Here is a 23,836-nt window from a genome sequence, read left to right as displayed (position 1 = left end):
GAACGCCTTCTTTCTTATGCTGAAAAAGTTTCTCCCTTTTTTGATTTGAAAAGGAGCTGATCCAATGAAAGCAGACGGCTTCCTGAAAGCGCTAAGTGAATTGACGCAACCAGTAAGATGAAATCAAATTCCGATCCGCCCATAAATGGTGAGGAAAGCTTCGCCGTGAAAATGGCGCCGACTAATGTGACGGCAAACAGAACGCCGATAATGCGCGTCGCCAAACCGAAAAAGATCAGAACCCCGCCGACAAGCTCAATCGTCGCGATGACGTAGACCATAAAGGCCGGAAGCCCGATGCTCTGGAAAAATTGCGTAGTTCCTTCCAACCCTTGAAACTTGGATAAACCGTGAACAAAAAAGATAATACCTGTTACAACCCTTAAAAGCAGTGTTCCTGTTTCGAATGATTTATTCATAAAATCCTCCTTGAAAATTATTATCACTTACTTTATGTAAGCTAGTATATATACATAACTTATTTACGTCAAGTAATTTTGTTACATTTAACGAAAATAACTTAAAAGTACTATTTGTCTTCGCAAAAAAAAGACCTCCGCACTCTGTCGGAGGTCTTTTTCCCTACCTATGATTCCCGGAACTGGCTCTCATATAATTCCCGGTAAAACCCGTTCTGGCTGAGAAGTTCGGCATGGGTTCCTTTTTCAGCCATTTCGCCGTCTTTCAGCACAAGAATCTGATCGGCTTTTTGAATCGTGTTCAGCCTGTGAGCGATGATGACGCTTGTTCTGCCCGCCATTAAACGGCCGAGCGCTTCTTGTATTTTCACTTCCGTCACCGTATCAATGTTGCTCGTCGCTTCATCCAAAATGAGCAGCACCGGGTCCGCCAGCACAGCTCTCGCGATGGAAATAAGCTGTTTTTGTCCTTGGCTGATGCCCGCGCCGTTTTGGGTAAGGACGGTATCGTAGCCTTTCGGGAGCCGTTCGATGAATCCGTGGGCATTGGCGGCTTTTGCGGCTGCCTCCACCTCTTGATCAGATGCATCCAGACGGCCGTAACGGATATTTTCCCTGATGGTGCCCTGAAAGAGAAAGGAATCCTGCAGGACAAACCCCATGTTTTTTCTCAGACTGGACCTCGTCAGTTTTTTGATGTCCGTTCCGTCAATGAGGATTTTTCCGTTATTGGGCTCGTAAAAACGGGCGATCAGGCTCGTAACGGTTGTTTTACCCGCTCCGGTCGGTCCGACGAAGGCGATTGACTGTCCTTTCGGAACGCTGAAGGACAGATGTTTTAAGATCAGGCTGTCTTCCTGATAGCCGAAGGAGACATCTCGGAATTCAATCTCTCCCGTTTTGATCGGCTGGTGCGTCGCATGCTCTTCATCTTCCCGCTCCTCTTTTTCATCCAGCACGTCAAACACCCGCTCAGCCCCGGCGATGGCCGATAACATCGTATTGAACTGGTTCGCCAAATCATTTAAAGGGCGCGTGAACTGCCGCGAGTATTCTGCGAATACGACAATGGAACCGATCGAAATCCACCCCTTCAGCGCAAACAGCCCGCCGACCGCCGCTATAATCGTAAAGCTTAAATTGTTTAAAGAGTTCATGACTTTCGGAATGAATCCCGAAATTGTCTGCGCCCAAAACCCTGATGATTGTAACGCCGCGTTTTTTTCTAAAAATTGCTCCATGACGCGGTCTTCCCTCGAATAGGCTTTAATGACCTTCGCTCCTGATATCGACTCTTCAATAAAACCGTTCAGCTCGCCGAGGTTTTTCTGCTGCTGCTTAAACAGGAGTCCCGTCCGGTTGGTGATCCATTTAATGCTCAAAAGCATGATCGGAATAATCAAAAGCGTGATCAATGTTAAAAGCGGGCTCATGTACAGCATGACGGCGATTGTGCCGACGAATGTAATGACGCTCGACAGCACTTGAATGACGGATGTATTTAAAGTGGAGCTGACATTTTCGATATCATTGGTAACCCGGCTCATCAAATCGCCGAGGCGCTGTTTATCAAAAAACGGTATCGGCAGCTCATGCAGATGGGTGAACAGCTCGCTCCGCATTTTAAACACGGTGCTTTGCGAGATATTGATCATCCAATAGTTTTGAAACCATAAGGACAATGATTGCACGAGGTAAATCCCAAACAGTATGAACAGTACACCCGCCAATCCGTCCGTCGTCCGTCCGACGATAAAATGATCAATTGCTTTCCCGATGACGAACGGTCCGAGCAGGCCGAATATGGCGCTTATGACTACCATGATGATCACAAGGGTTAAAAGCCCTTTTTTTTCGGCTACATACGACCAGATTCTGCGCAGCGTGCCTTTTGTATCTTTTGCTTTCGCGCGTTTTCTGCCGCCTTCATTTGATTTGAGCGGTATTTTCGGATATCGGAAAGGTTTACGAATGTCTTTCTCCACTGTCAGCTCCCTCCTTTCCGAATTGTGATTCATAAATCTGCCGGTACAGATGAGACTGTGCCATCAGCTCTTTGTGCGTGCCTTTTGCCAGCAATTCGCCGTCTTCAAGCAATAAGATGGTGTCAGCCTTCATCGCGGTGGTTATTTTCTGCGTAATAATCAGTGTCGTGCATTCATAGGATCTGATCGCTTGTAAAAGCTTCGCTTCCGTTTGAAGATCGAGCGCGCTCGTACTGTCATCTAACAGCAGGAGGGACGGTTTTCTGATAAAAGCGCGCGCGATGGAAATCCGCTGCTTCTGCCCGCCTGACAAATTGACGCCCCGCTGTCCCAGCACCGTGTCGTACCCGTTTGACAGCTTCATAATCGTGTCATGGATTTGCGCGTCTTTGGCCGCTTCCATTACTTCATCTAGTGAAGCTTCCTCCCGTCCCCAGGCGATATTTTCACGGATTGTGCCCGAAAACAGAAGCACTTCCTGCGGCACATAGCCGATTTCCCTGCGCAGCCCGCAAGCGGAGAATTCACCGATCGGTTTGCCGTCTATGAAAATACTGCCTGAATCAGCCGTGTACAGGCGCGGAATCAGCTGAAAAAGCGTTGATTTCCCTGAACCTGTCGCGCCCATAATGGCAACCGTTTCTTTCGGGCTGGCTGAAAAGGACACGTGATGCAGCGCGTCTTTTTCCATGTCCGGATAGCGGAAGGACACTTCGCGAAACTCAATCCCGCCTGCTAGCGCCCGCGCCGGGTCGTGCCCCGTTCCCTCGCCGCCTTCTGTTTCCAGCACCTCGCCGATTCTTTCCCCGGAAGCCTTCGCCCGGGAAAATACCATAATGAGAAATGGCAGGACGGACAGCGCGCCTGTAATCCGCGTCGCATAGTTAATGACGGAAACGACATCGCCGACCTGCGCTCCGCCCTGAGCAATGCTTTTGGCGCCGAACCATAAGATAAACAAAATGCAGCTGTTCATCAGCAGCATTAAAATCGGCATCGCCGCTTCCACGAGACGAAAAGCGGAAACCGTTTTTTCCATCAGCTTCGTATTCGATTTCAAAAAACGTTTCACTTCGTGGTTTGCACGGAGGAGCGCTTTAATCAGTTTGATCGCCGTCAGGTTTTCCTGCATGATCGTGTTGACCTGATCAAGCCGCTTTTGCACGGACCGAAACAGCGCGCCGCCTCTTTTCAGCACCCACAGCAAAAACAAAAGCAAAACCGGCACCGTGATCAGCAGAAAAAACCCGAGTTTCGCATTGACGGTCAGCGAGAGAATAATGCCCCCCGCAATCATTAACGGAGCCCTGAGCATAAACCGGAGACTCATGAAAAGCATATTCTGGACCTGCGTCACATCGTTTGTCAGCCTGGTGATAAACGACGTAGATGAGAATTGCGCAAACGTCGAATAAGAGAAGGATTGAATTTTTTGAAAAAGCCCTTTTCGCGTATCATACGCATAGCTTTGGCTGATGTGGGCGGAGTAGAATGAATTTAAAATTCCCGATGCGAATGAAACAGCGGTCAGCCCGATCATCACGCCGCCCCACAGCCAAACCGTACCGAGATCCTGCTTTAAAATTCCTTCGTCAATGATTTTCCCGATCAGCAGGGGCTGTATCAGCTCTACCGCAAGCTCGATGAGCATGAAAAACAGAGCGATTCCCGCCAAAAGGGAATACGGTTTTACATATGATAAAGCCTTTGACATGTGTAAGCCTCCAAATCCTTTGTTCAATATTATTATTTTATGCCTTTCCGGCAAATGAATAAAGAAATTTGGTGTGCCGTTTTTTCAATAATCTGCGAAAAAGATAAAACCTTCCCGGGGAGGGGAAGGTTTTGACCTTATTGATCCAATTGCTGTTCAATACGCTCCCGCATTTGCGGAACGCCTAATCCGACAATGACCTGAAGCGCCCTGCCTTTTCTGACGACGCCGTGGGCTCCCAGCTCTCTGAAATCGGCGTCATTTTTGACCTTTGATTCATCAGCGACAGTGACGCGGAGACGGGTGGCGCAATTGGTGACCTCCGTAATATTGTCCTTTCCGCCCAGCGCTTCAATATACAAAGCGGCTGTATCCCGCTGTGTTTCGTCTGCCGCAGCCGTTTCTTTTGAAGCCTGCTTCCGTTCTCTGTACTCCTTTTTCGAATAGAGCTTTGTTTCCTGCCCTTCCTCTTTTTCTCTGCCCGGTGTGGCGATGTTGAATTTGAGAATGAGGAAACGGAAGACGAAAAAGTAAACAGCGGTAAAACACAGCCCGATGATGATCTGGTATACATACGTCAAACCGTGGCTTGACGCCAGCGGGATCCAGTTCAAGGTCGCAGCTTCGATCAAACCGCCTCCCATATTTCCGACGACGCCTGCCATATACATGACGGTTGCCATGGAAGCGGCAAGCAAAGCATGAACCGCAAATAAAAACGGCGAGATAAAAAGGAATGTAAATTCAATCGGCTCTGTAATCCCCGCTACAATGGACGTCAAGGTGACCGGGATCAAAAGGCCGGCGACGATTTTTTTCTTTTCCTTTGAAGCCGTGGCGTAAAAAGCGAGCGCGATTCCCGGAATGCCGAAGATTTTCGAGTTGCCGTGAAGCGCGAAGCCCCCCTGCGGGAACAATTCTTTCAGCGGTTTGACGCTTTGAGAGTATTCCCCGAGATGCTGGGCCCAATAGGTGACGATACCGCCTTCAGCCACAGCCGGACCGTAAATAAACGGCGAGTAAATAAAATGATGCAGGCCGGTCGGAATTAAAATCCGCTCCAGGAATGTGTAAATCCACACGCCGATCGCCCCGGAAGAAACGAGAAAACTTTGCAGCGATCCGATTCCGGACTGAACCATCGGCCATACGTATGCCACCGCAAGTGAAATCGGTATCATAATGAAGAAAGAAATGATAACGATGTAGGAAGATCCTTGAAAAATCCCCAGAAAATCCGGCAGTTTTTTATCAAAATAACGATTGTGCAAATACACGACAATAGATGAAATAAAGATGGCGCCGATAATATTCGTATCAAGCGTTTTGATGCCGGCGATCATCGTCAGCCCGCTCGTTCCGCCGGCTTCCTGAGTCATATCGACATGAAAAGCCCCGCCCCAAACCGTCAGAATCGCATTGATAAAGTAATTGAATGTCAGATAAACTGTAAGCGCTTCCAAACAAGCCCGTGCCTGCGCTTTTTTCGCTAAGGCGACAGGGATGCCGATCGCAAACAGGAGCGGCATTTGATTAAAGACGGTCCAGCCGCCCTGTTCAATGACGTACCAGCATTGATACCAAAGCCCGTCAGGATCAGCCAGCGGCCCCATCAGCGTTTTATTTTTAAACAGCGTGCTCAGACCGACAATAATACCGGAAAATGCAAATAATAAAACAGGCACAAACATAGCGCTGCCGAAGCGCTGGACTTTTTGCATCATTTCACGTGACCTCCCGCTATTTATCAAAATTTTCGAGCTCTTTATAATCAACATATGCACGGAATAACGCTTCGCCCACCAGAAAAAACGGGGCAAATGCGACGATTTCCGTTTTATCGCTTAACGTCACCGGCTTGCTGGTCGCATAAAGATTATACGGCGTCGTTTGCGCCAGTACGTTGTTTTTCAGATTGGTGATTGAAATAAACGGAACTCCCTTTGCGGACAGGGTCCTTACCTGCGGAATTAATTCGGGTGTTTCGCCTGATAAAGAAATAATGATGAATACGTCATCAACCTTAAAATCATCACACATGATATTAAACTCTGTGATGTCCTGAATTAAAATCAGATACTTCCGCCGGGATACAAACATCCGCTGCAGCTCACGGGCGCACACCCTCTGAGCCGTCCCCGATCCGTAAACGAAAATCCGTTTTGCTTCATCTATCAGCCGGCACATCTCCGTCATATCTTTTGACTTCACGTATTTTACATTGGCTTCAATATCATCCAGCAGCTTTTCAAACGTCATATTCTCGCCCTCTTCAGGCTGATCCTCCCATTTCAGAAAAACACGGAATTCACTATAGCCGCTGAAGCCCAGTTTTTGGGCGAGCCGCAGGATGGAAGACCGAGAGACATTACAGGCTTTCGCCATGTCATTGATACCGAGATGGTAGCACGTATGTTTATGATTCAATATATATTTTAAAATATAAAAATCGTTGTCATTTAATTTCGCGTAATGCTGATTAACCAGTTCTTCAAGACTCATCCCAAAAATCCCCCCGTTTTCTTTCTATTATATAGAATAACAGATAAAGAAAACGGGGAAGATTGTCATCAGGAAATAGGAGACGGGCTTACATCAAGCTCAGGCCAGTAGTCCTTATTAGCCTCCATCAGATCTTCAAGAATCAGTCTTGCCACACGGGCATTCGGCACTGTTTTTGACAGGATCAGCGCCTGCCACAGCTTTTGAAATGACCGCTCTTCCCACGCTTCAGCCGTCAGTTTTTCGACAGACACCTGCTGTTCCATCAGGCCTTTTTGAAATTGCGGTATGTTCCCGACTGAGAGCGGTTCCGGTCCGTTTGAACCTACGAGACAAGGAATCTCAACCATGGCTGACGGATCAAAGTTTGCGATCGCGCCGTTATTTTCAACGATTAACAGCATTCTCTCCCCGGTGTTATAAGCGATGGCCCGGGCAAGATCGACGATATAGGAAGCATGATCATCAATTTTAATTTCACTGTTCTCCGATGATTGCTCGCGCGTAATCATATCGCATTGGCTGAAAATGAAAGCTTCGCGCCCTTCCATGACTTCGTTGGCTCTCGTATGGTTCGGATTTGATTTTTTCACCATATCATCCGGGAATAAGTAATATTGCAGATATGTGTTCGGAAGCGTATCCGGATCAGCCGCCTGTACGTCGCGCGCTTTTTTGAAGGTGTCATTCCAGCTTGCTTCAGTCTGTTCGGCCTCCGTCTTCGGAACGTAGCCGTATTCACGGACATGCTCTTTCAGCTTCGCCATTAAATCATTGCCCTCTCGATCCGTGATGGACGTCCACCAGCCAAAGTGGTTCAAGCCGTAGTAACGGACGTTCATTTCTTTTCGTGAAGATAATCCGAGGATGTTCGCCATGCGATCCTCAATTCCGACCGGCATGTCGCAGATGTTCAATATTTTTGAATTCGGTCTGAGGCGCCGTGTAGCTTCGGCCACAATCGCCGCCGGATTGGAGTAATTCAGCATCCATGCGTCAGGCGAGTACGTTTCCATATAATCAAGAATCTCAAGAACACCGCCGATAGAGCGCATGCCGTATGCGATTCCGCCCGGCCCGCATGTTTCCTGGCCGACCACGCCGTACTTCAGCGGGATTTGTTCATCGAGCGCGCGCATCGCGTATTTTCCGACGCGGATATGCGCCATGACGAAGTCAACATCCGTAAAAGCCGTCTCTGGGTCATCAGTCGCCAAAAATTCAATGTCCGGCGCTTTTTCTTTTATGAATACCTCACACGCACCCGCAATCCGCTCCTGCCTTTCTTTATCATTGTCATAAAGTTTCAGCTTTCTGATCGGAAACTCTTCCAGGTGATTCAAAAGCATTAATACAATTCCGGGGGTAAATGTGCTGCCGCCGCCTGCAATAACGATTGAGAATGATTTGTCTGTCATGTGAAGCCCTCCTCTGATAACGTTTACATTTTATTTATATCATGAGAAGGTCCGATCTGTACCGGGTTTGAAGGAGTTAGATCATTTGATCATTTTTAGTTACTTTTCTCAAAAAGCGGGAAAGTTCCCACAGGTACGAAAAAGGCCTGCTGTCATCAGCAGACCCCTTCTCAAAAATGCTCTTGTAAATCAGAAAGCAGCACTTCCTGCTCAAATTGTGGATTTCCGATCGGAAAAATCCTGGCTGTTTCCTTGTCTTCGTTGACATGCTGAATATAAATCGGGACTCCTTCATACGTCACATACGCCTTGGCGGCGGATTCCGAAATGTCTTTCGCACGCTGTGTATTCACGTCTCAAACCTCCTTTAGGCCTCACACATAACGTGTCCGGCAGCCAAGAGAAGTATGCTTGTTTCTTACAATTGTCCGGCGGTGAGTTTGAATTTTTTGAGGCGTTTGTAAAACGTGCTCCGCGGGATTCCGGCCATTTTGGCAGCCAGCGTGACATTCCCCTTCGCTGATTCAAGCGCGTTTACGATGATGTTTTTCTGAATGTGCTCCCGGATGGAGACAGAGGACGCTTCTTCCTGTTCATAAGACTCGGCCGCTTCTTTAAGACCTGACGCTTCAAGCAGGGCTGCGATGGGGCGCCCTGACAACCGTCCGTCCGGGAACATGACGGAAAGACGTTCAAATACATTAAACAATTCCCTGATGTTCCCCGGCCATTTCCGGCTCTTTAATACGTCTAAAAAGTCAACAGGAAGCTCCCCCCGCCAGCCGCGATTTCGCTGAAATTCAAGGAAGAGTCCGGGAATGTCTTCGGTGCGTTCTCTTAATGGAGGGAGGTGGATCGGACAGACGTGAAGCCGGTAAAATAAATCTTCTCTCAGCTTTTTGCATTCGACAAGCTGTCTCAGATCAGTGTGGGTGGCAGTGATGATTCTGATGTCAACGGGAATCTCTTTTGTCCCGCCGACCGGGGTGACTTTCCGCTCCTGCAGCACCCGTAACAGAGCGACCTGCATGGAGTGTGATATTTCTCCGATTTCATCGAGGAAAAGCGTGCCTTTATCGGCTTTTTGCAAAGCGCCGCTATGTCCTTTCCGTTTGGCCCCGGTGAAGGCGCCTTCCGAGTAGCCGAACAGTTCGCTTTCAATCAGCTTTTCGGGGACCGCCCCGCAGTTAACAGCGATAAACGGGCCGTTTTTCCTGGAGCTGTTGTTATGAATCGCCCGGGCGGCAATCTCCTTTCCCGTCCCGGTTTCTCCCGTAAGACAAACGGTTGCGTCCGTTCGGGCGACAAGCTCCAGCTGCTCAAGCATATGTCGGGATGACGGGCTTTTGCCTGCCGCACCATGAAATATAAACGACGGCTTTTCTTCCCGTTTGGATAAGTAAACGCATGTGAAGCCGTTCTCCTCCCGCTTCGTCCGCTTGATATGATAGCCCTGTTCCTCAAGCTCGCGCAGCATATGTCCGGTAAAATGCTGAACGGGACGGCTTGCAGCGATAACCCGGCTCATTTCATTGCAAAGCACGATCGGATCATGAGACCGGGTAAGCCCGGCGAATTTGCTGATCATGTCAAGTTCTGTCATTTTGATCTTTAGGGCAAGCTCCCGTTCCGCCGTATAAGCGATGGAGGAGGCAATTCCGAGCATAAAAGGCTGAGCGCGGGCGGCGGGGCAGGAAATATCAATGACACCCGCCAGCCGCCCGTCTTCATAACGGATGGGCGCGGCGGAACAGCTCCATTGATGAGAAGCGAGCGAATAATGTTCAGAGCCGTGTATCATGACCGGTTCATTTGTATAAAGAGCCGTCCCGATCGCATTCGTGCCGACGGCCGTTTCCGTCCAGCGGGCGCCTTTTAAGAAATTGATGCGGTTCGCTTCATGAATGGTGCGCGGGTGGCCGTCAACTGAATGGACAACGCCGTCTGAATCAATCAGGAGAACCATCATTTCCATTTCCCGCATCGCCGTTTTCATTCTTTCTGCGTGCGGCATTGAGGCCGCTAAAAATAACGCATGCTTTTCGGCCTGCCTTTCTAAATGATCTGCCGGCATTACATTCGGTCCCTTTTCTAGATAAGGGTTGACGTCGGCTTTTTTGCAGCGGTGCCATGAGGCGGCCACCCGCTTCTGAATACGGGATTCATCGAGCACGCCTTCTTTCACAAAACGCTTCCAGGTTTTAAAATCATTCCGAATGACATTCATTGTATTCGCTCCCCCCTGTTCAGACCATCTTTTCATATATTGTAGGGGAAAAGTAAAGCGCTTTCAACGAAAAATACCCCTTCTCATCTGAGAAAGGGTATTCCGGTTATACGGAATGCACCGCAATTCCGGTGACATTCAGCAGGGCTTCCTGAAGCGTTTCTGACAGGGTCGGATGCGCCGCGATAAAGTGCTCCGACATATCCGCCGTCATTTCACCGTTCATCAACATGACCGCCTGACCGATCAATTCCGTCACGTCCGGCCCGATCATTGACACCCCGACGATTTCTCCGAATTCCGGCTCGGCAATGATTTTCATTTTGCCGCCGTGCTGATGCTTAATTAACGCTTTTCCGTTAGCAGAAAATGAGCATTCTCCGATTTTCACATCTCCGTATGTCTCTCTCGCCTGTGTTTCCGTCAGCCCGACAGCTGCCATTTCCGGCGATGTATAAATACAGCGGGGCACCGCCCGCATATTGACTTTGCTGTCCTTTCCCGAGGCATGCGCGGCGGCTGTGATTCCTTCATGAATGGCGGCATGCGCGAGCTGCATCCCTCCGGCCGCGTCGCCGCACGCATATATATGAGGCACATTGGTCTGCATATGGTCATTGACTTCAATCCCGCGCGGAGAATACCGGATGCCGGCTTGATCCAAATTCAGCCCTTGCAAACGCGGTTTTCTGCCGATTGCAACCAAAATGTGATCAGCCTGAGCTTCAATTTCTTTTCCGTCTTTTGTCCACACGGCGGTTTTCCTTTCTTTGTCAATCCGCTGAAGGGCGGCTTTTGTCTGAATATCAGCCCCGCTGTCTCTTAAAGAGTCTTCGAAAACGGCGGCGATTTCCCCGTCTTCTGCCGGGAGCAGCCGGTCAGCCGATTCAATCACCGTCACTTTCGTTTTAAACCGGCTGAATAAAGAGGCAAATTCGCAGCCGATCACACCTCCCCCGACAATGAGCAGAGACGAAGGGATTTTCTGTAAAGAAAGCGCATCTTTGCTGTCGATTACCCAATCGCCGTCAAATGGGGCAAACGGCAGCTCCGCCGGTTCAGATCCGGATGCAATCAATATCCGGTCCGCTTCCAGAATGTCTTTTGCGCCTCCTTCTTCTTCAACAAGCAATGTCTGCTCTGTGAGAAATGAGGCTGTCCCGCTGATGACTTTAATCTGATTTGCTTTCATTAAGTATTGAATTCCCTGCACGAGCTGGCTGACGATTTGCCGTTTGCGCCCCTGCATGCGGTTCCAATTGAGTGTAATGTTTTGCGGCAGTTCGATGCCGAATGTATTTGCATGCCTGATTTTATCGAGCACATTCGCACTTTCCAAAAGCGACTTTGTCGGGATGCACCCCTCATTGAGACAAGTGCCTCCGAGCGGCCCTTTGTCGATCAGAACGACTTCTGCTCCCCTCCGCGCGGCAGTCACGGCAGCTGCATATCCGGCCGGCCCGCCGCCGATAATGGCTAGTTTCATTTTTTCACCTCTCTCTATAAAATCAAACCGGCAGGCTCTTCAAGCAGCGCTTTGATCGTTTTCAGGAAGTCCGCAGCCGGGGCGCCGTCACATACTCTGTGATCAAAGGTAAGGCTCAGCGGCAGCATGATGCTTTTGACAAGCTCATCTCCTTTAAACGCCGGCGTTTCATAGCTTGCGCCCACTCCGAGAATACCGGCTTCAGGCGGATTAAGAATCGGGGTGAAATGCTCAATTCCGTAACCCCCGAGATTTGTAATAGAAAATGTCGAACCGTGGAGATCATCTCCGGAAGCATTGCCTTCCCGCGCCCGGCGTGCCGATGTGCTGATGTGATCCGCAAGCTCAAGGAATGAAAGCTTTTCCGCATCCCGGATCACCGGCACGACGAGACCGTTTTCAAGAGAAACCGCCATCCCGAGGTGGACATATGGATAGGTGATGATCCGCTCCTCTTGATAAGAGCTGTTCAGCTCAGGATGCTGTTTCAGCGCAAGCACCGCGGCCCGGGATACGAAATGTGTGACCGTCAGTTTAACACCGCTCCGCTTTTTCGCGCTGTCGGCGAGCTGCTGCTGCCATTTTATAAGCTCCGTAATGTCCGCTTTCATCGTCAGCGTCAGCTGGGCGCTGTTTTGCAGGCTTTTGTGCATTCGGTCTGCAATCACTTTTCTCATCGCTGAAGCCGGTTTTCCCTCCGGCTGTGCTGTCTGAACCGAAGACTGCGGTTCAGCTTCTGTCTTCATCGCCTTGATGACGTCAGCTTTTACGATTCTGCCTCCGGGCCCCGTCCCGTTCAGCGTATCGACTTTCAACCCGGCTTTCTCCGCCATTTTTCGGGCAACGGGAGATATTTTCACGCGGTGTTTGCGCTTTTGCCCGGCTTTTGGAGCGGGAATATGTTCAGGTTCAGCTTGCGGTTTCCCTGCTTTTTCAGGAGCCGGCGCCTCCTTCTCCCGCACTTCTTCGCCGTTTTCCCCGATATAACAGATGGGTGTTCCCGGCGGGACCCCTTCTCCCTCTTTGACTTTAATATGAAGAAGCGTGCCGCTTTCAGGCGCTTCTATTTCCATTTCTATTTTTTCCGAGTTGATGCTGGCGATGCTTTCTCCCTTTTCTACCGGGTCGCCGACTTTTTTATTCCAGACGGATACTTCACCTTTCTTCATCGCCATTCCCAGCTTCGGCATTACTACTTTTACAGCCATTCTATATCCCTCCTTTAATTCATTGCCGGCTCGCCAAGCAATTCAAGTGTGACGCTGACAATACGGTCTGGTGTCGGCAAATATTGATCTTCAAGCACCGGCGAAAACGGCACCGGTGTATGCGGCGCTGTAATCCGCTTAATCGGCGCATCAAGCAAATCAAAGCCCTTATCGGCGACAATCGCAGCAATATCCGTGGCGATGCTGCAGCGCGGATTGGCTTCGTCAATGATGATCAGCCGGTTTGTTTTTTCTAACGATGTGAAAATCGCTTCCTCATCTAAAGGAGACAGACTCCGGGGATCAAGCACCTCGGCGTCGATGCCTTTCTCAGAAAGCTGTGCAGCCGCTTCAAGCGCGGTATTAACCTGCTTGCCGACCGCAAACAGCGTGATGTCGCTGCCTTCGCGTTTGATATCCGCTTTTCCGAGCGGAATTGTATAATAATCTTCCGGCACCTCGCCCTTCATGCTGTAGGACGTTTTGTCTTCAAAAAAGAATACCGGATCATTGTCTTCTATTGCCGCCAGCAGCAAACCTTTGGCGTCATACGGATTGGACGGCACAACCGTCTTCAGACCCGGGATGCTGGTGAACAGGCCATACAGCGCCTGCGAATGCTGAGCGGCTGCCCGGAACCCGGCTCCGTATGTGGTGCGGACGGTGATCGGCACTTGCGCTTTACCGCCGAACATATAGCGGAATTTCGCCCCTTGGTTAATCACTTGGTCAAAGCACGTTCCGATAAAATCGTTAAACATCAGCTCGGCAATCGGTCTCAGCCCCGTGGATGCCGCAGCCATGGCCGCACCCATATAGCCCGCCTCAGAAATCGGTGTATCCAGCACTCGGCTGCGCCCGAATTCCTGTACGAGACCCTTTGTGACCCCGAGTACACCGCCCCATGCCTCATCATCTTGCAAATGATCGACCGCCGCTCCCCCGGCGACATCTTCACCGATTACAAGCACATTGTCGTCTCTTCTCATCGCAAGCTTCATTGCTTCATTGATCGCGTCCGACATGCTTATGACTCTCGCCATCTCACATTCCCCCTTTTTCATATGACACGTAGACGTCTGTCAACAGCTCTGACTCTTTCGGATATGGACTCTTTTCGCTGAACGAGACGGCTTTTTCAATCGATTCGCTGACTCGCTGTTCGATGTCTGACAATTTATTTGCATCTGTTTCTTTTAGAAGATAGTTTTTAAAGCCTTGGATAGCATCCTTTTCTTCAAGATGCTCAGTCTTTTCATCCTTTGTTTTATAAGTTTGGGCATCGCCTTCGAAATGGCCGTAGTTTCTGTAAGTCATACATTCAATCAAAGACGGGCCTCCGCCGTTTCTTGCTCTTTCTATCGCTTCCCCGGCTGCCTGATAAACCGCTAAAATATCTTTTCCGTCCACCGTGACCCCCGGCATGTTGTAGGCAGCCGCCCGATCGGCGATTGAATCACAGGCTGACGCGTACTCAAATGTCGTGGCTTCGCCGTAGCCGTTGTTTTCGGCGATGAACACGACAGGAAGGTTCCATACTGCCGCTAAGTTCAGCCCTTCATGGAAGGTGCCTTGGTTATTGGCTCCGTCCCCGAAAAAGCAAACGCTTACATTTTTAGTTTGTTTATATTTAGCCGTGAGCGCTGATCCGCATGCGAGCGTAAATCCGCCCCCGACGATTCCATTTGCGCCTAACATGCCTTTATCAAGATCCGCAATGTGCATAGAACCGCCTTTGCCTTTACACAGTCCGGTCGCTTTTCCGAATATCTCCGCCATCATGCCGTCCAGATCACAGCCTTTGGCGATACAATGGCCATGTCCCCTGTGTGTGCTTGTAATGCTGTCGCCATCATCTAAATGAGCGCACACCCCCGCAGCTACCGCTTCTTCACCGGCATACAAATGGACGAATCCGGGAAGCACTCCTTGCGCGAAAAGTTCATGCACTTTGTCTTCAAAGCCCCTGATTTCCAGCATCTTTTGGTACATCCACAGCGCTTTTTCCTCAGTTAATGACAAGCCTTCTCGTTTTAACAATTCCATTTTGTGCGCCTCCTTCTATTTAGGGTTCACACTTATAAATGCAAGAAGCATGCCAGCCTTTGAATCCCGTAAAATGAATGTTTTTATTTTTTCAATGGAGACAGTTTGAGACAGGTGTCTCATTTTGTCTCGATCCGTTCCCTTTGTCTCGTTTTATGGCATACAAAAAAGACCGGGCATCACCCTGTCTTTGACAATGATCGACGTATTTATTTCCTCGGAAATCTTTTATTGCTTCATTCTTCCGCATACAGTCCATCGCGGCGTTTGAATGGTTACACTCTTTTTTTCATATCCACGCGCTGCAGTTCATCCTTTTCTTCAACAGCCCGATTCAGTGCTTGAAGCATGTAACCAATGCCTTTATACGATGACAGAGGCCAGGTGATATGCTGATGCTCTCCGATGACGGCGTTTAGAACGCTTCGGTATTTTTTCCCGCCAAGCATGACAAGCTCTTCGACGTCGGAAAAGCCTTTTTCATGAAATTGACGGCGCAGCTCGTCCGCTTCCATGATCTCCGGGTGACCGGTTCCAAAAGTGACATCGTAATTTCCGGGAACAGTATCATCCGGACGAAGAAATCCGTGCTTCGCCGACAAAATCACCCACTCATCGAAAAATGCTTTCGCATATCGCTCGCATGCCTGATGAAACGGGCTGAGATAAGCGTCTTCCGCCCTTACCGGCCCTGTATCTGAATGGACATCCCAAATTTTTTTCTTGCCGCAGGGGATGATGCACAGTCGTTTCATTTTTCTCTCCCCCTTTATGATGTATCTTCTATCAATGTACCATTATTCGTTTATTTCTGCATGACGAAACCGGCCATGGATCTGTCTGGGTAAAAGCTGCACACAAAAAGGCCCGGAATTCAAACCGAACTCCGGGCCGGATGATGAGTTGTTTATGTCACTCTTGCTCCATCCCATCAAGATACTTTCTCTCAAAGTCATCGAGCAATGCACGCACTTCATCTGTTGACTTTGTATTCATGCATTGATTTCTTAATTCACTTGCTCCCCGGAACCCGCGGAGATATATCTTGAAAAAGCGGGGGAGCGGTTTATATGCTCTGGCTTCTGCTTTTGAATATTCATCATGAAGATCCAGATGCAATCTCAAAAGATCAAGCAATTCCTTACTGCTATGCTCTCTCGGCTCCTTTTCAAAGGCGAACGGATTAGTAAAAATGCCTCGTCCAATCATAATCCCGTCAACACCGTATTGTTCAGCAAGTTTCAAGCCGGTTTCACGGTCAGGAATATCCCCATTGATCGTCAAAAGGGTATCCGGCGCAATCTCGTCACGAAGTTTCTTGATTTCCGGGATCAACTCCCAATGCGCATCTACTTTACTCATTTCCGCTCTTGTACGCAGATGAATGGAAAGATTCGCAATGTCTTGTTTCAGTATGTGTGTCAGCCAGCCGCGCCATTCGTCAACATCCGTGTAGCCAAGTCTCGTCTTCACACTTACCGGCAGACCTCCTGCTTTCGCCGCCTGTATTAATTCGGCTGCAACTTCAGGACGGCAAATCAGGCCGCTTCCCTTTCCATTCCCCGCCACATTAGGTACAGGACAGCCCATATTGATATCCAGGCCCTTAAACCCTAATTCCGCCATTCCAATACTCATTTGGCGAAAGTTTTCAGGCTTATCTCCCCATATGTGGGCAACCATCGGCTGTTCATCCTCCGTGAAAGTCAAACGGCCGCGCACACTATCCTTCCCATCCGGGTGACAATAGCTTTCTGAGTTTGTAAACTCTGTGAAAAACACATCAGGTCTGCCTGCTTCACTCACAACATGGCGAAAAACGACATCCGTCACATCTTCCATTGGTGCCAGTACAAAAAATGGCCGCGGTAATTCACGCCAGAAATTATCTGTCATAACAAATCCAAATCCTTTCATGATGGGATACAGCGAAACCTTTATCCCAAAATTAAAAACTGACCATGCTTCTTTTACACTTATAGCATGTGTCAGCACTTCTTATCAAACGATAGTAAATTTTGAACATTTCACTTTTTACACGTTAAAAGTAAAAAAGCAAACTGGAGTAGAACACATTAATTGAGTTAACGTAATAGACTACCGCTATAGTTAACCCCATATCGTTTATTTCTGATCAACTCAGTCAACTCCTTCACCTTTAAAAGGGTTTGAGAGAGAAAAGTGTGATGATTATCTACACCTAATTTTTATTTATATTGTGGTTTATTAAGATTAGCGCTGACCTTCATCTTTCTTAGCGGCCTTACTTTTGCTCTTTTTGGATAAAAAGGATTCCAACCTAAATAGAATATCATATGAGTTCTCCCTATTACCATAAAACAAATTTCAAGAAATAAGTTGATTAAGCAAATGGGGCTGGGGGGGTATATCTGAGTACTGAAGAGAATGTAAAAAGAAAAAGCCTTAACTTGCCGCTTGTGAATTACATGGAGTAAAGAAGATGGGATGGGATAACCAACGCCGCAAGTGGCTTGGCTCTATACAGTATATGTACTAAGGGTTGATCGGCTTTTAAACCCCGTATGTTAATATCTTTATACAATCACCTATATATATTTGTATAAGGTTACGCTTCGGTAATCCTGATCCAAAACCAATAAAATAGACTGCTGACTAAGTGCCGCAGTCTTCATTCATAAGATTAATTAGAAAGTGTTCATGTTCTTTCATCATTAAATAAGGCATCAGAAGTTATTGCTTTCATTTCGGATATTCTTTGTTATACCTTTAATGATTTGTATAACAGTGAAAACCCCCAAGAAAACAGTGACAATATTAAACCATGGATTATCATAGAATGAAAGATATGTTTGAAAGAAATCCAGTTCAGCTATATTTGCTGGGAATCCATTCATTTCTCTATAATTAGGACCCCATCCCGTTAATTCTACAAAGTTAAAATAAAGCTGTGATACTAAAAATGCCAACAACGTGTGAAACCAACTTCTTTTATATACTTTACCCATTTCTTTATCCATTTCCTTTTCTGCAATACTTTTTAGTGTCAATCTAACATCATTATATGATGAAGCATGATTGTCGCAATAATTACTTATTAAGGATATAACCATCGCAGGTATTACTGTAATAGTTGTTATCACTTGCGTTTCCGCCTTATATTTATTCCTTTTTTTAGAACAAGAGGAATAGTTGGGGTCCTTTTCCTGTTTAGGCTTTCATATTATATATAACGACCAAACATGCTTTTTTAGTGTATTTGATCTTTTATCGACAGTTGTTGATATGCCAACTGCCGCTGTGATTTAGTGAAAGTAAGCACCCTTGCCTTTTACAGCTTCTACTTCATAACCTTCGTTCAGTTGTTGAAATCCCAATATCTCTCGTTCGGTTTCACCTCCTTATTATCATTTATTAAAGACCTACTTACTTTGGCATGATAAATACTTTACAGTTGAATAATGTTACAACTTCATCTCAAACCAATGATATCAAATTATTTTACATTATCCCAGTAATGTCATAATAAACCACATCGTCATTATACAAACGAGGTCAAAATTGGCTGTTTTCCCTCGCTTTCCCACACGTTTTTTCAACTCTTTTCGTCAGTTTAAGTTAAAGATCTCCGAGAAAAGAGGGAAGATAAAGTTTAGAAAAGACAGCCAGGGCAAAGGCTGCGCATAAAAAAACCCGGAAATCGGAAATGTTTATACCGAAATCCAGGTCTGATTACGAATTGTTTATTTTAGTTAGACGATTTCAACACAAGCTTCGCCACAGCTTCCACATGGGCCGTCTGCGGAAACATATCAACAGGCTGAATATATTCGACGCGATAGTCTTTCGACAGCGCCTGCAAGTCTTTCGCCAGTGTGGAAGGATTGCAGGATACGTAGACGAAGCGTTTCGGTTTTACTTTTTTGATGGTATCTAAAAATGTTCTGTCACAGCCCGTTCGCGGCGGGTCGACGATGACCACGTCGGGACGGAAGCCTTCTTTCGTCCATTTCGGGAGCCAGTGTTCGGCTGTTCCCGTGACATATGCCGCGTTTTTGATGCCGTGTTTTTTGGCGTTTTTCTTCGCATCATCAATTGATTCTTTAATGACGTCCATGCCGCGGATCTCTTTTGCGCCGCTTGAAACCCACATGCCGATCGTACCGACGCCGCAATACGCGTCTACGACTTTTTCTTTTCCTGTCAGCTGAGCCGCTTGTTTCACTTCGTCATACAGCTTGACCGTCTGCTCAGGGTTGAGCTGGAAGAAGGCGCGGGCGCTCAGTTCAAATGACACGTCACCGAGCACTTCTTGAATGGCATGTCTTCCTGCCAGCGCTTTTGTTTTGTCACCGAAAATGACGGATGTGCGCGCGCCATTGACGTTTTGAATAATCGATTTCACTTCCGGCAGCCGGTTCTGAATGGCTTTGACGATCTCGTCTTTATTCGGCAGTGTCTCTTTCGCGGTGACAAGCACGACCTGCACTTCGCCTGTTTCAAAACCGACTCTCGTCACGATGGTGCGGACATCGCCTTTTTTGGTCCGTTCGTTATAAACGGATACGTTGTGTTTTTCCAAAATACGGCGGACGATACCCGTTGTTTTGTTTGTCGCCGGATGCTGGACAATGCATTCCTTAATCGGGACGATTTTATGGGAATCAAGTCCGTATAAGCCGGCAATGATGCTGCCGCTTTGCGAGCGTCCGACTTGGAACTGGCTTTTGTTCCGGTAATTCCAAGGGTTGTCCATTCCGATCGTATCTTTAATGTTCATTTCTTCGACATTGAATCTCGTATGACGTTCCAGAGACTGAATGACGATGTCGCGTTTTTCGCGAAGCTGCTGGGTGTATGCCAGATGCTGAAGCTGACAGCCGCCGCACTGGTCGTAGACCGGGCATGGCGGCGTGACGCGGTGTTCAGACGGCTTGCGGATTTTTTTGACGCGTGCTTCTGAAAATTTCGGCTGCACATTTGTCGCTTCGGCAACGACTTCTTCCCCGGGCAGAGCGCCGGGAACGAAGACAACTTTTTTCTTAAAATAGCCGACGCCCTCTCCGTTAATGCCGAGACGTTTGATGGTCAGCGGAAATGTCTGCCCGATTTTCAATTCGGCAGGCGCCTTTTTTTGGTGTTGATTCACGTTTTTTTCTCTCCGTTTCTATATAAAGCCTTTCTCCTGGGAAAGCGGCTGATTTGAAATATCACATCTTTTCAGTATAACATGCAGCCGGCGGTTCCTTCATGTTTTTCACTGGAAGTTTCCAAAAAATGATCAAAGCGGTTTTTCATTCAATACTTCTCCACAAATACAAGGACGCATAGCTTAAATACGGCGCCCATTCGCTGCTTACCTGAAGCATCACGTCTTTTGACGGTTTATCCTCAAGGGCGAAGCGGCGTTTGATGGCATTTTGCAGGCCGATATCCGCCAAAGGAAACAGATTCGGGCGGCCGAGGCCGAACATGAGGACGTTTTGGACGGTCCACGGGCCGATGCCTCTGATGGTGATCAGCTTTTTCATAATGTCTTCATCCGATAAATGGGTAAGTTCCGCCAGATTGAGCGCTCCGTCTGCAATCATGCGTGAAATGTCAATCGCATATTCCGCTTTTCTCATGCTGAACTGGAGCTCCCGCAAGTCCTGATACTCAAGCGCCGCGATCGTTTTCGGCTCGGGATAGCACCAGACGCCGTCTTTTTGTTCACCGAAGGCATGGACGAACCGTTCCGTTAAGGTAAATGCGAAAGACAGGTTGAGCTGCTGGTGGATGATGCATTTCATGAGACAGTTGTAGACGTCATATTCCAAGACGAGCGGGGTTCCCGCATGCTCCTCAAAAAGCGCCGACAGATTTGTTTTTGAGAAATGATCAAGCACAGGCTGAAGCGGCTGTTCCCATTGAAAAATGTGTTTGATCCGTTCAATCATCTCCTCGCGGTCCGTTTCTCCGCTGACGAGGAAGACCGGGTCTGCGGCGGTGCCTTCCGCTTGAACCGTGATGACGGACAGTTTGCCGTCCCGTGTTCTGAGCGGCACTTTGATTGATCTTGCATGAAGATCGACCGCATTCAGCGGATCGAGCGACAGCCTTTCAAGGACTTTATCAAAATGATACGGCGGCGTGACCGAAACGGTTTCCTTCCACATATGCTCCACCCCTTTTTGTCCAAGTATATCATGAAGCGGGCGGGCGGCAATTCGTATACTTTTCTTCATAACGCCGCATGATATAATGGCAGGCGGAGGGTTGTTTATGATACATATAACCGCAATCACAACACATAATGAGATATTAGATAATATCCCCCTATCACGTACAGAACAACCGGACATCGCATGGTACTGGATCGATTTTTTCGGCGCTGAGATGCATGAAACCGAGCTGCTGCGGGATTATTTTCACTTTCATCCGCTTGCGATCGAGGATTGCTTTCAGCATATGCAGCGGCCGAAAATCGACCATTATGACGGCTACCGTTTTTATGTGCTCCACGCCTTGAACCCGGACACACTGGAAATGGAAGAGGTGGACATTTTTCAGTCCGACCGTTTCATCGTCAGCTTCCATTTGCACGAATCCCCCGGCGTCTCAAGGGTGAGAGAACGGTTTTTCGCTTCTCCGGGATTAGCCAAAAAAGGGCCGGGGCACATCACTTATATGATTATGGATCAGCTTGTCGATGAATATTTCCCCGTGCTGTACAAAATTGAAGACCGGCTGAATGAAATTGAAGACAGCAGAACACATAAATCTTACGGCACTTTAATGAATGAAGTGTTTGAATTGCGGACTGATCTTTTGAACCTGAGACGGACGATCATTCCGATGCGCGATTTAATGTACCGGATTTTGAGCCTTGACCATGTAAAAGAAAGCCGTGAAACGAAGGCGTATTTCAGCGATATTTATGACCATCTGTTAAAACTGGCCGAGCTGATCGAGTCAAACCGTGATATGACGTCAGATTTGCGGGACAGCTATGTGACGCTGAATTCAAACCGGATGAACGCCATTATGATGACATTAACCATCGTCTCGACCATTTTTATCCCGCTGACGTTCATCGCGGGGGTTTACGGCATGAATTTCGATAACATGCCTGAGCTTCATTGGAAATACGGGTATTTTATCGTTTTGGGCGTCATGGCCGTTCTTGTCGCCGCCATGCTGTTTTGGTTCGCCCGCAAAGGCTGGTTTAATATTTTCAAGTAAGAACGGCTGCCGGCTGTTCTTTTTTTTGAGAAAACATGATAGTCTGGAAAAAAACGTAAAGAGGTGTGCGCCGTTACCATCCTTTCTCATAAAATCATTTCTTCTGTCCTCCTGCTTTTCAGTGTCATGTCCATTGCCCCGCTGTATAACGGCTGTACGGTGTCTGATTACATCTTTGAGTCGCTCGGCTTTTCTTCCTGGTCTGAAGACGGAGCCCATATCTCCGTCATTCCCGGGGTCGTCCTTTACTTTGCGGCGTTAATCTGGTGTGCCGCCGCGTTCAGGCGGATGCTTCCCGCGGCGGGGCTGTTTCTGATCTTTCTCAGTATGGGGGCCGCTTCCGGTATCAGTCCTGCCACCGAATATGCCGCTTTTTCCTTAAAACAGTTCGCGCCCGAAAAAGAGTTTGTCGAATATTTGAAGCACCGCAGCGAATGCAGTCATCTGATTGAACGAAAAAGAGCGGGCATGAGCTGCACGCTTTATATCAATCATTACGGAAAAGGGGAACAAACCATTTCTGTCACGCCGGATTTATCAGAAAACATAAAGGACGTCACATTCAAATCAAAAACATTCACTGTAAAACCCCGTTCAAAAACAATCATCAAAACCCGATTTACCGGATTTTATAAGGGGACAGCCGCATCAGACTCCGGATGGTCTTCAGAACCTGAACTGAAAGTGGCAATCCTGTACACAGCAGATTAACCATTTTGCATGTATAATGGTGGAAAACTTTTCATTGGAGGGACTGTCAAATGAAGATCGCCATTGTCGGACTCGGCAATATGGGCCGCCCCATCGCCGAAAATATCATGAAAGCCGGATACAGCCTGACTGTATATAACCGGACGAAAGAAAAAGCGGCTGACCTGCTGGATAAAGGGGCCGAATATGCCGAAACGCCCCGCCAGGCAGCTGAACATGCGGACATTGTGCTTTCAATGCTGTCAGACGATGAAGCTGTAACAGGCGTGACGTTCGGAGCTTGCGGCATTATTGCCGGGTTATCTGAAAACGGCATTCATATTTCAATGAGCACGATCAGTACGGCGCTGTCAGAACAGCTTTCCGCCGCACATTCGGGCAGAGGGCAGTCCTTTATTGCCGCTCCCGTCCTCGGCCGCCCCGATGCCGCCGAGAAGGCCGAGCTTCGCATCATCACAGCCGGACCGGCAGAAGCGAAGAAAAAGGCCGAACCGCTGTTTAACATCCTGAGTCAGCAAGTATTTGACACGGGTGAAGAAACAAAAACGGCCAATGCCGCGAAAATCAGCGTCAATTTCTTGCTCGTTTCTATGCTGGAGGCGTTATCTGAATCATTCTTAATGATGGATAAGTTCGGTTTAGAACAAAAACAATTTCTAGAAATCGCCAACGCGCTCTTTGGCTCTCCCGTCTATCAAAATTACGGCACGATCATGGCTGAGGAGAAATTTGAGCCGGCCGGCTTCAAAATGTCTTTAGGGCTGAAGGATACCACTCTGGCGCTCGCCGCCGCAGAACAGGTTTCCGCAAAACTCCCTCTTGCCGAACTGGCGAAGAGCCATTTTGAAAGCGGGATCGCACAAGGCTGCGGAGATCTGGATTGGGCGGCATTGATTAAATGTATCAAATAACAAAAC

At 48.0% G+C, this 23,836-nt stretch carries 20 protein-coding genes; 3 read left to right on the top strand and 17 right to left on the bottom strand.

Annotated elements, in window-relative coordinates; all coding sequences use genetic code 11:
* Positions 1-14: 14 nt before the first annotated feature.
* The 17 genes from HAP68_RS03815 to HAP68_RS03735 form a co-directional block, all read right to left on the bottom strand.
* A complete protein-coding gene (locus tag HAP68_RS03815; RefSeq protein WP_003155526.1) occupies positions 15-419 on the bottom strand; it encodes a DoxX family protein in 405 nt (134 codons plus the stop codon).
* Positions 420-586: 167 nt separating this feature from the next.
* Positions 587-2,404, bottom strand: a complete 1,818-nt coding sequence (locus HAP68_RS03810; protein ID WP_024085027.1) for an ABC transporter ATP-binding protein — start codon at positions 2,402-2,404, stop codon at positions 587-589.
* The gene (locus tag HAP68_RS03805; protein WP_024085026.1) at positions 2,385-4,118 is read right to left on the bottom strand and encodes an ABC transporter ATP-binding protein; all 1,734 of its coding nucleotides are present in this window, start codon (positions 4,116-4,118) and stop codon (positions 2,385-2,387) included. Before HAP68_RS03805 ends, HAP68_RS03810 begins: the two co-directional genes overlap by 20 nt.
* Positions 4,119-4,255: 137 nt before the next feature.
* The gene (locus tag HAP68_RS03800; RefSeq protein ID WP_024085025.1) at positions 4,256-5,842 is read right to left on the bottom strand and encodes an alpha-glucoside-specific PTS transporter subunit IIBC; all 1,587 of its coding nucleotides are present in this window, start codon (positions 5,840-5,842) and stop codon (positions 4,256-4,258) included.
* A 16-nt stretch (positions 5,843-5,858) separates the two neighbouring features.
* Positions 5,859-6,620 carry a MurR/RpiR family transcriptional regulator gene (locus HAP68_RS03795; RefSeq protein WP_003155531.1) on the bottom strand — a complete coding sequence of 254 codons (762 nt, stop codon included), beginning with the start codon at positions 6,618-6,620 and terminating at the stop codon, positions 5,859-5,861.
* Between the two features lie 68 nt (positions 6,621-6,688).
* On the bottom strand, positions 6,689-8,038 hold the full coding sequence (gene glvA / locus HAP68_RS03790; protein WP_024085024.1) for a maltose-6'-phosphate glucosidase: 1,350 nt from the start codon (positions 8,036-8,038) through the stop codon (positions 6,689-6,691).
* Between the two features lie 170 nt (positions 8,039-8,208).
* On the bottom strand, positions 8,209-8,391 hold the full coding sequence (locus HAP68_RS03785) for an H-type small acid-soluble spore protein (RefSeq protein WP_024085023.1): 183 nt from the start codon (positions 8,389-8,391) through the stop codon (positions 8,209-8,211).
* Between the two features lie 65 nt (positions 8,392-8,456).
* Positions 8,457-10,265, bottom strand: a complete 1,809-nt coding sequence (locus tag HAP68_RS03780) for a sigma-54-dependent Fis family transcriptional regulator (protein ID WP_024085022.1) — start codon at positions 10,263-10,265, stop codon at positions 8,457-8,459.
* Between the two features lie 106 nt (positions 10,266-10,371).
* Positions 10,372-11,751, bottom strand: coding sequence for a dihydrolipoyl dehydrogenase (lpdA, locus tag HAP68_RS03775; protein WP_024085021.1), 1,380 nt, complete (start codon positions 11,749-11,751; stop codon positions 10,372-10,374).
* 14 nt (positions 11,752-11,765) lie between these two features.
* Entirely contained in the window at positions 11,766-12,959 is a 1,194-nt protein-coding gene (locus HAP68_RS03770) for a dihydrolipoamide acetyltransferase family protein (protein WP_024085020.1), read from the bottom strand.
* A 14-nt stretch (positions 12,960-12,973) separates the two neighbouring features.
* Entirely contained in the window at positions 12,974-14,002 is a 1,029-nt protein-coding gene (gene acoB, locus HAP68_RS03765) for an acetoin:2,6-dichlorophenolindophenol oxidoreductase subunit beta (protein ID WP_015388536.1), read from the bottom strand.
* A gap of 1 nt (position 14,003) precedes the next feature.
* Positions 14,004-15,005, bottom strand: a complete 1,002-nt coding sequence (gene acoA / locus HAP68_RS03760; RefSeq protein WP_003155540.1) for an acetoin:2,6-dichlorophenolindophenol oxidoreductase subunit alpha — start codon at positions 15,003-15,005, stop codon at positions 14,004-14,006.
* 275 nt (positions 15,006-15,280) lie between these two features.
* Positions 15,281-15,760 carry a DUF6884 domain-containing protein gene (locus tag HAP68_RS03755; RefSeq protein ID WP_003155541.1) on the bottom strand — a complete coding sequence of 160 codons (480 nt, stop codon included), beginning with the start codon at positions 15,758-15,760 and terminating at the stop codon, positions 15,281-15,283.
* A 157-nt stretch (positions 15,761-15,917) separates the two neighbouring features.
* Positions 15,918-16,901, bottom strand: coding sequence for a tRNA dihydrouridine synthase (locus HAP68_RS03750; protein WP_003155542.1), 984 nt, complete (start codon positions 16,899-16,901; stop codon positions 15,918-15,920).
* Between the two features lie 809 nt (positions 16,902-17,710).
* Positions 17,711-17,992, bottom strand: a complete 282-nt coding sequence (locus HAP68_RS03745) for a YfzA family protein (protein ID WP_088005350.1) — start codon at positions 17,990-17,992, stop codon at positions 17,711-17,713.
* Between the two features lie 740 nt (positions 17,993-18,732).
* Positions 18,733-20,133: a 23S rRNA (uracil(1939)-C(5))-methyltransferase RlmD gene (gene rlmD / locus HAP68_RS03740; protein WP_024085018.1), complete on the bottom strand. Its 1,401-nt coding sequence runs from the start codon at positions 20,131-20,133 to the stop codon at positions 18,733-18,735.
* Positions 20,134-20,278: 145 nt separating this feature from the next.
* Complete coding sequence (locus HAP68_RS03735) at positions 20,279-21,142, bottom strand: DNA-3-methyladenine glycosylase family protein (protein ID WP_024085017.1); 864 nt, start codon at positions 21,140-21,142, stop codon at positions 20,279-20,281.
* A 106-nt stretch (positions 21,143-21,248) separates the two neighbouring features.
* Here HAP68_RS03735 and corA point away from each other — a divergent pair, with 106 nt between their 5' ends.
* The 3 genes from corA to HAP68_RS03720 all read left to right on the top strand — a co-directional run bounded on the left by corA (position 21,249) and on the right by HAP68_RS03720 (position 23,830).
* Positions 21,249-22,208: a magnesium/cobalt transporter CorA gene (gene corA / locus HAP68_RS03730; RefSeq protein WP_003155549.1), complete on the top strand. Its 960-nt coding sequence runs from the start codon at positions 21,249-21,251 to the stop codon at positions 22,206-22,208.
* Between the two features lie 63 nt (positions 22,209-22,271).
* Positions 22,272-22,919: a hypothetical protein gene (locus HAP68_RS03725; RefSeq protein WP_024085016.1), complete on the top strand. Its 648-nt coding sequence runs from the start codon at positions 22,272-22,274 to the stop codon at positions 22,917-22,919.
* Between the two features lie 50 nt (positions 22,920-22,969).
* Positions 22,970-23,830 (top strand): NAD(P)-dependent oxidoreductase, encoded by an 861-nt coding sequence (locus HAP68_RS03720; protein WP_024085015.1) that lies wholly within the window; start codon positions 22,970-22,972, stop codon positions 23,828-23,830.
* Positions 23,831-23,836 lie beyond the last annotated feature (6 nt).

The sequence above is a fragment of the Bacillus sp. Bvel1 genome, assembly GCF_014872755.1.
Lineage (GTDB): Bacteria > Bacillota > Bacilli > Bacillales > Bacillaceae > Bacillus > Bacillus velezensis.
The sequence above is the reverse complement of the archived record's forward strand: the minus strand, read 5'-3'. Positions and strand labels throughout refer to the sequence as shown.

What these genes read in the sequence shown, in the direction of transcription:
- HAP68_RS03815 (WP_003155526.1), bottom strand. Translation starts at nt 419, where the DNA reads ATGAATAAATCATTCGAAACAGGAACACTGCTTTTAAGGGTTGTAACA.
- HAP68_RS03805 (WP_024085026.1), bottom strand. Translation starts at nt 4,118, where the DNA reads ATGTCAAAGGCTTTATCATATGTAAAACCGTATTCCCTTTTGGCGGGA.
- HAP68_RS03800 (WP_024085025.1), bottom strand. Translation starts at nt 5,842, where the DNA reads ATGATGCAAAAAGTCCAGCGCTTCGGCAGCGCTATGTTTGTGCCTGTT.
- HAP68_RS03795 (WP_003155531.1), bottom strand. Translation starts at nt 6,620, where the DNA reads ATGAGTCTTGAAGAACTGGTTAATCAGCATTACGCGAAATTAAATGAC.
- glvA (WP_024085024.1), bottom strand. Translation starts at nt 8,038, where the DNA reads ATGACAGACAAATCATTCTCAATCGTTATTGCAGGCGGCGGCAGCACA.
- HAP68_RS03780 (WP_024085022.1), bottom strand. Translation starts at nt 10,265, where the DNA reads ATGAATGTCATTCGGAATGATTTTAAAACCTGGAAGCGTTTTGTGAAA.
- lpdA (WP_024085021.1), bottom strand. Translation starts at nt 11,751, where the DNA reads ATGAAACTAGCCATTATCGGCGGCGGGCCGGCCGGATATGCAGCTGCC.
- HAP68_RS03770 (WP_024085020.1), bottom strand. Translation starts at nt 12,959, where the DNA reads ATGGCTGTAAAAGTAGTAATGCCGAAGCTGGGAATGGCGATGAAGAAA.
- acoB (WP_015388536.1), bottom strand. Translation starts at nt 14,002, where the DNA reads ATGGCGAGAGTCATAAGCATGTCGGACGCGATCAATGAAGCAATGAAG.
- acoA (WP_003155540.1), bottom strand. Translation starts at nt 15,005, where the DNA reads ATGGAATTGTTAAAACGAGAAGGCTTGTCATTAACTGAGGAAAAAGCG.
- HAP68_RS03755 (WP_003155541.1), bottom strand. Translation starts at nt 15,760, where the DNA reads ATGAAACGACTGTGCATCATCCCCTGCGGCAAGAAAAAAATTTGGGAT.
- HAP68_RS03750 (WP_003155542.1), bottom strand. Translation starts at nt 16,901, where the DNA reads ATGACAGATAATTTCTGGCGTGAATTACCGCGGCCATTTTTTGTACTG.
- HAP68_RS03745 (WP_088005350.1), bottom strand. Translation starts at nt 17,992, where the DNA reads ATGGGTAAAGTATATAAAAGAAGTTGGTTTCACACGTTGTTGGCATTT.
- HAP68_RS03735 (WP_024085017.1), bottom strand. Translation starts at nt 21,142, where the DNA reads ATGTGGAAGGAAACCGTTTCGGTCACGCCGCCGTATCATTTTGATAAA.
- corA (WP_003155549.1), top strand. Translation starts at nt 21,249, where the DNA reads ATGATACATATAACCGCAATCACAACACATAATGAGATATTAGATAAT.
- HAP68_RS03720 (WP_024085015.1), top strand. Translation starts at nt 22,970, where the DNA reads ATGAAGATCGCCATTGTCGGACTCGGCAATATGGGCCGCCCCATCGCC.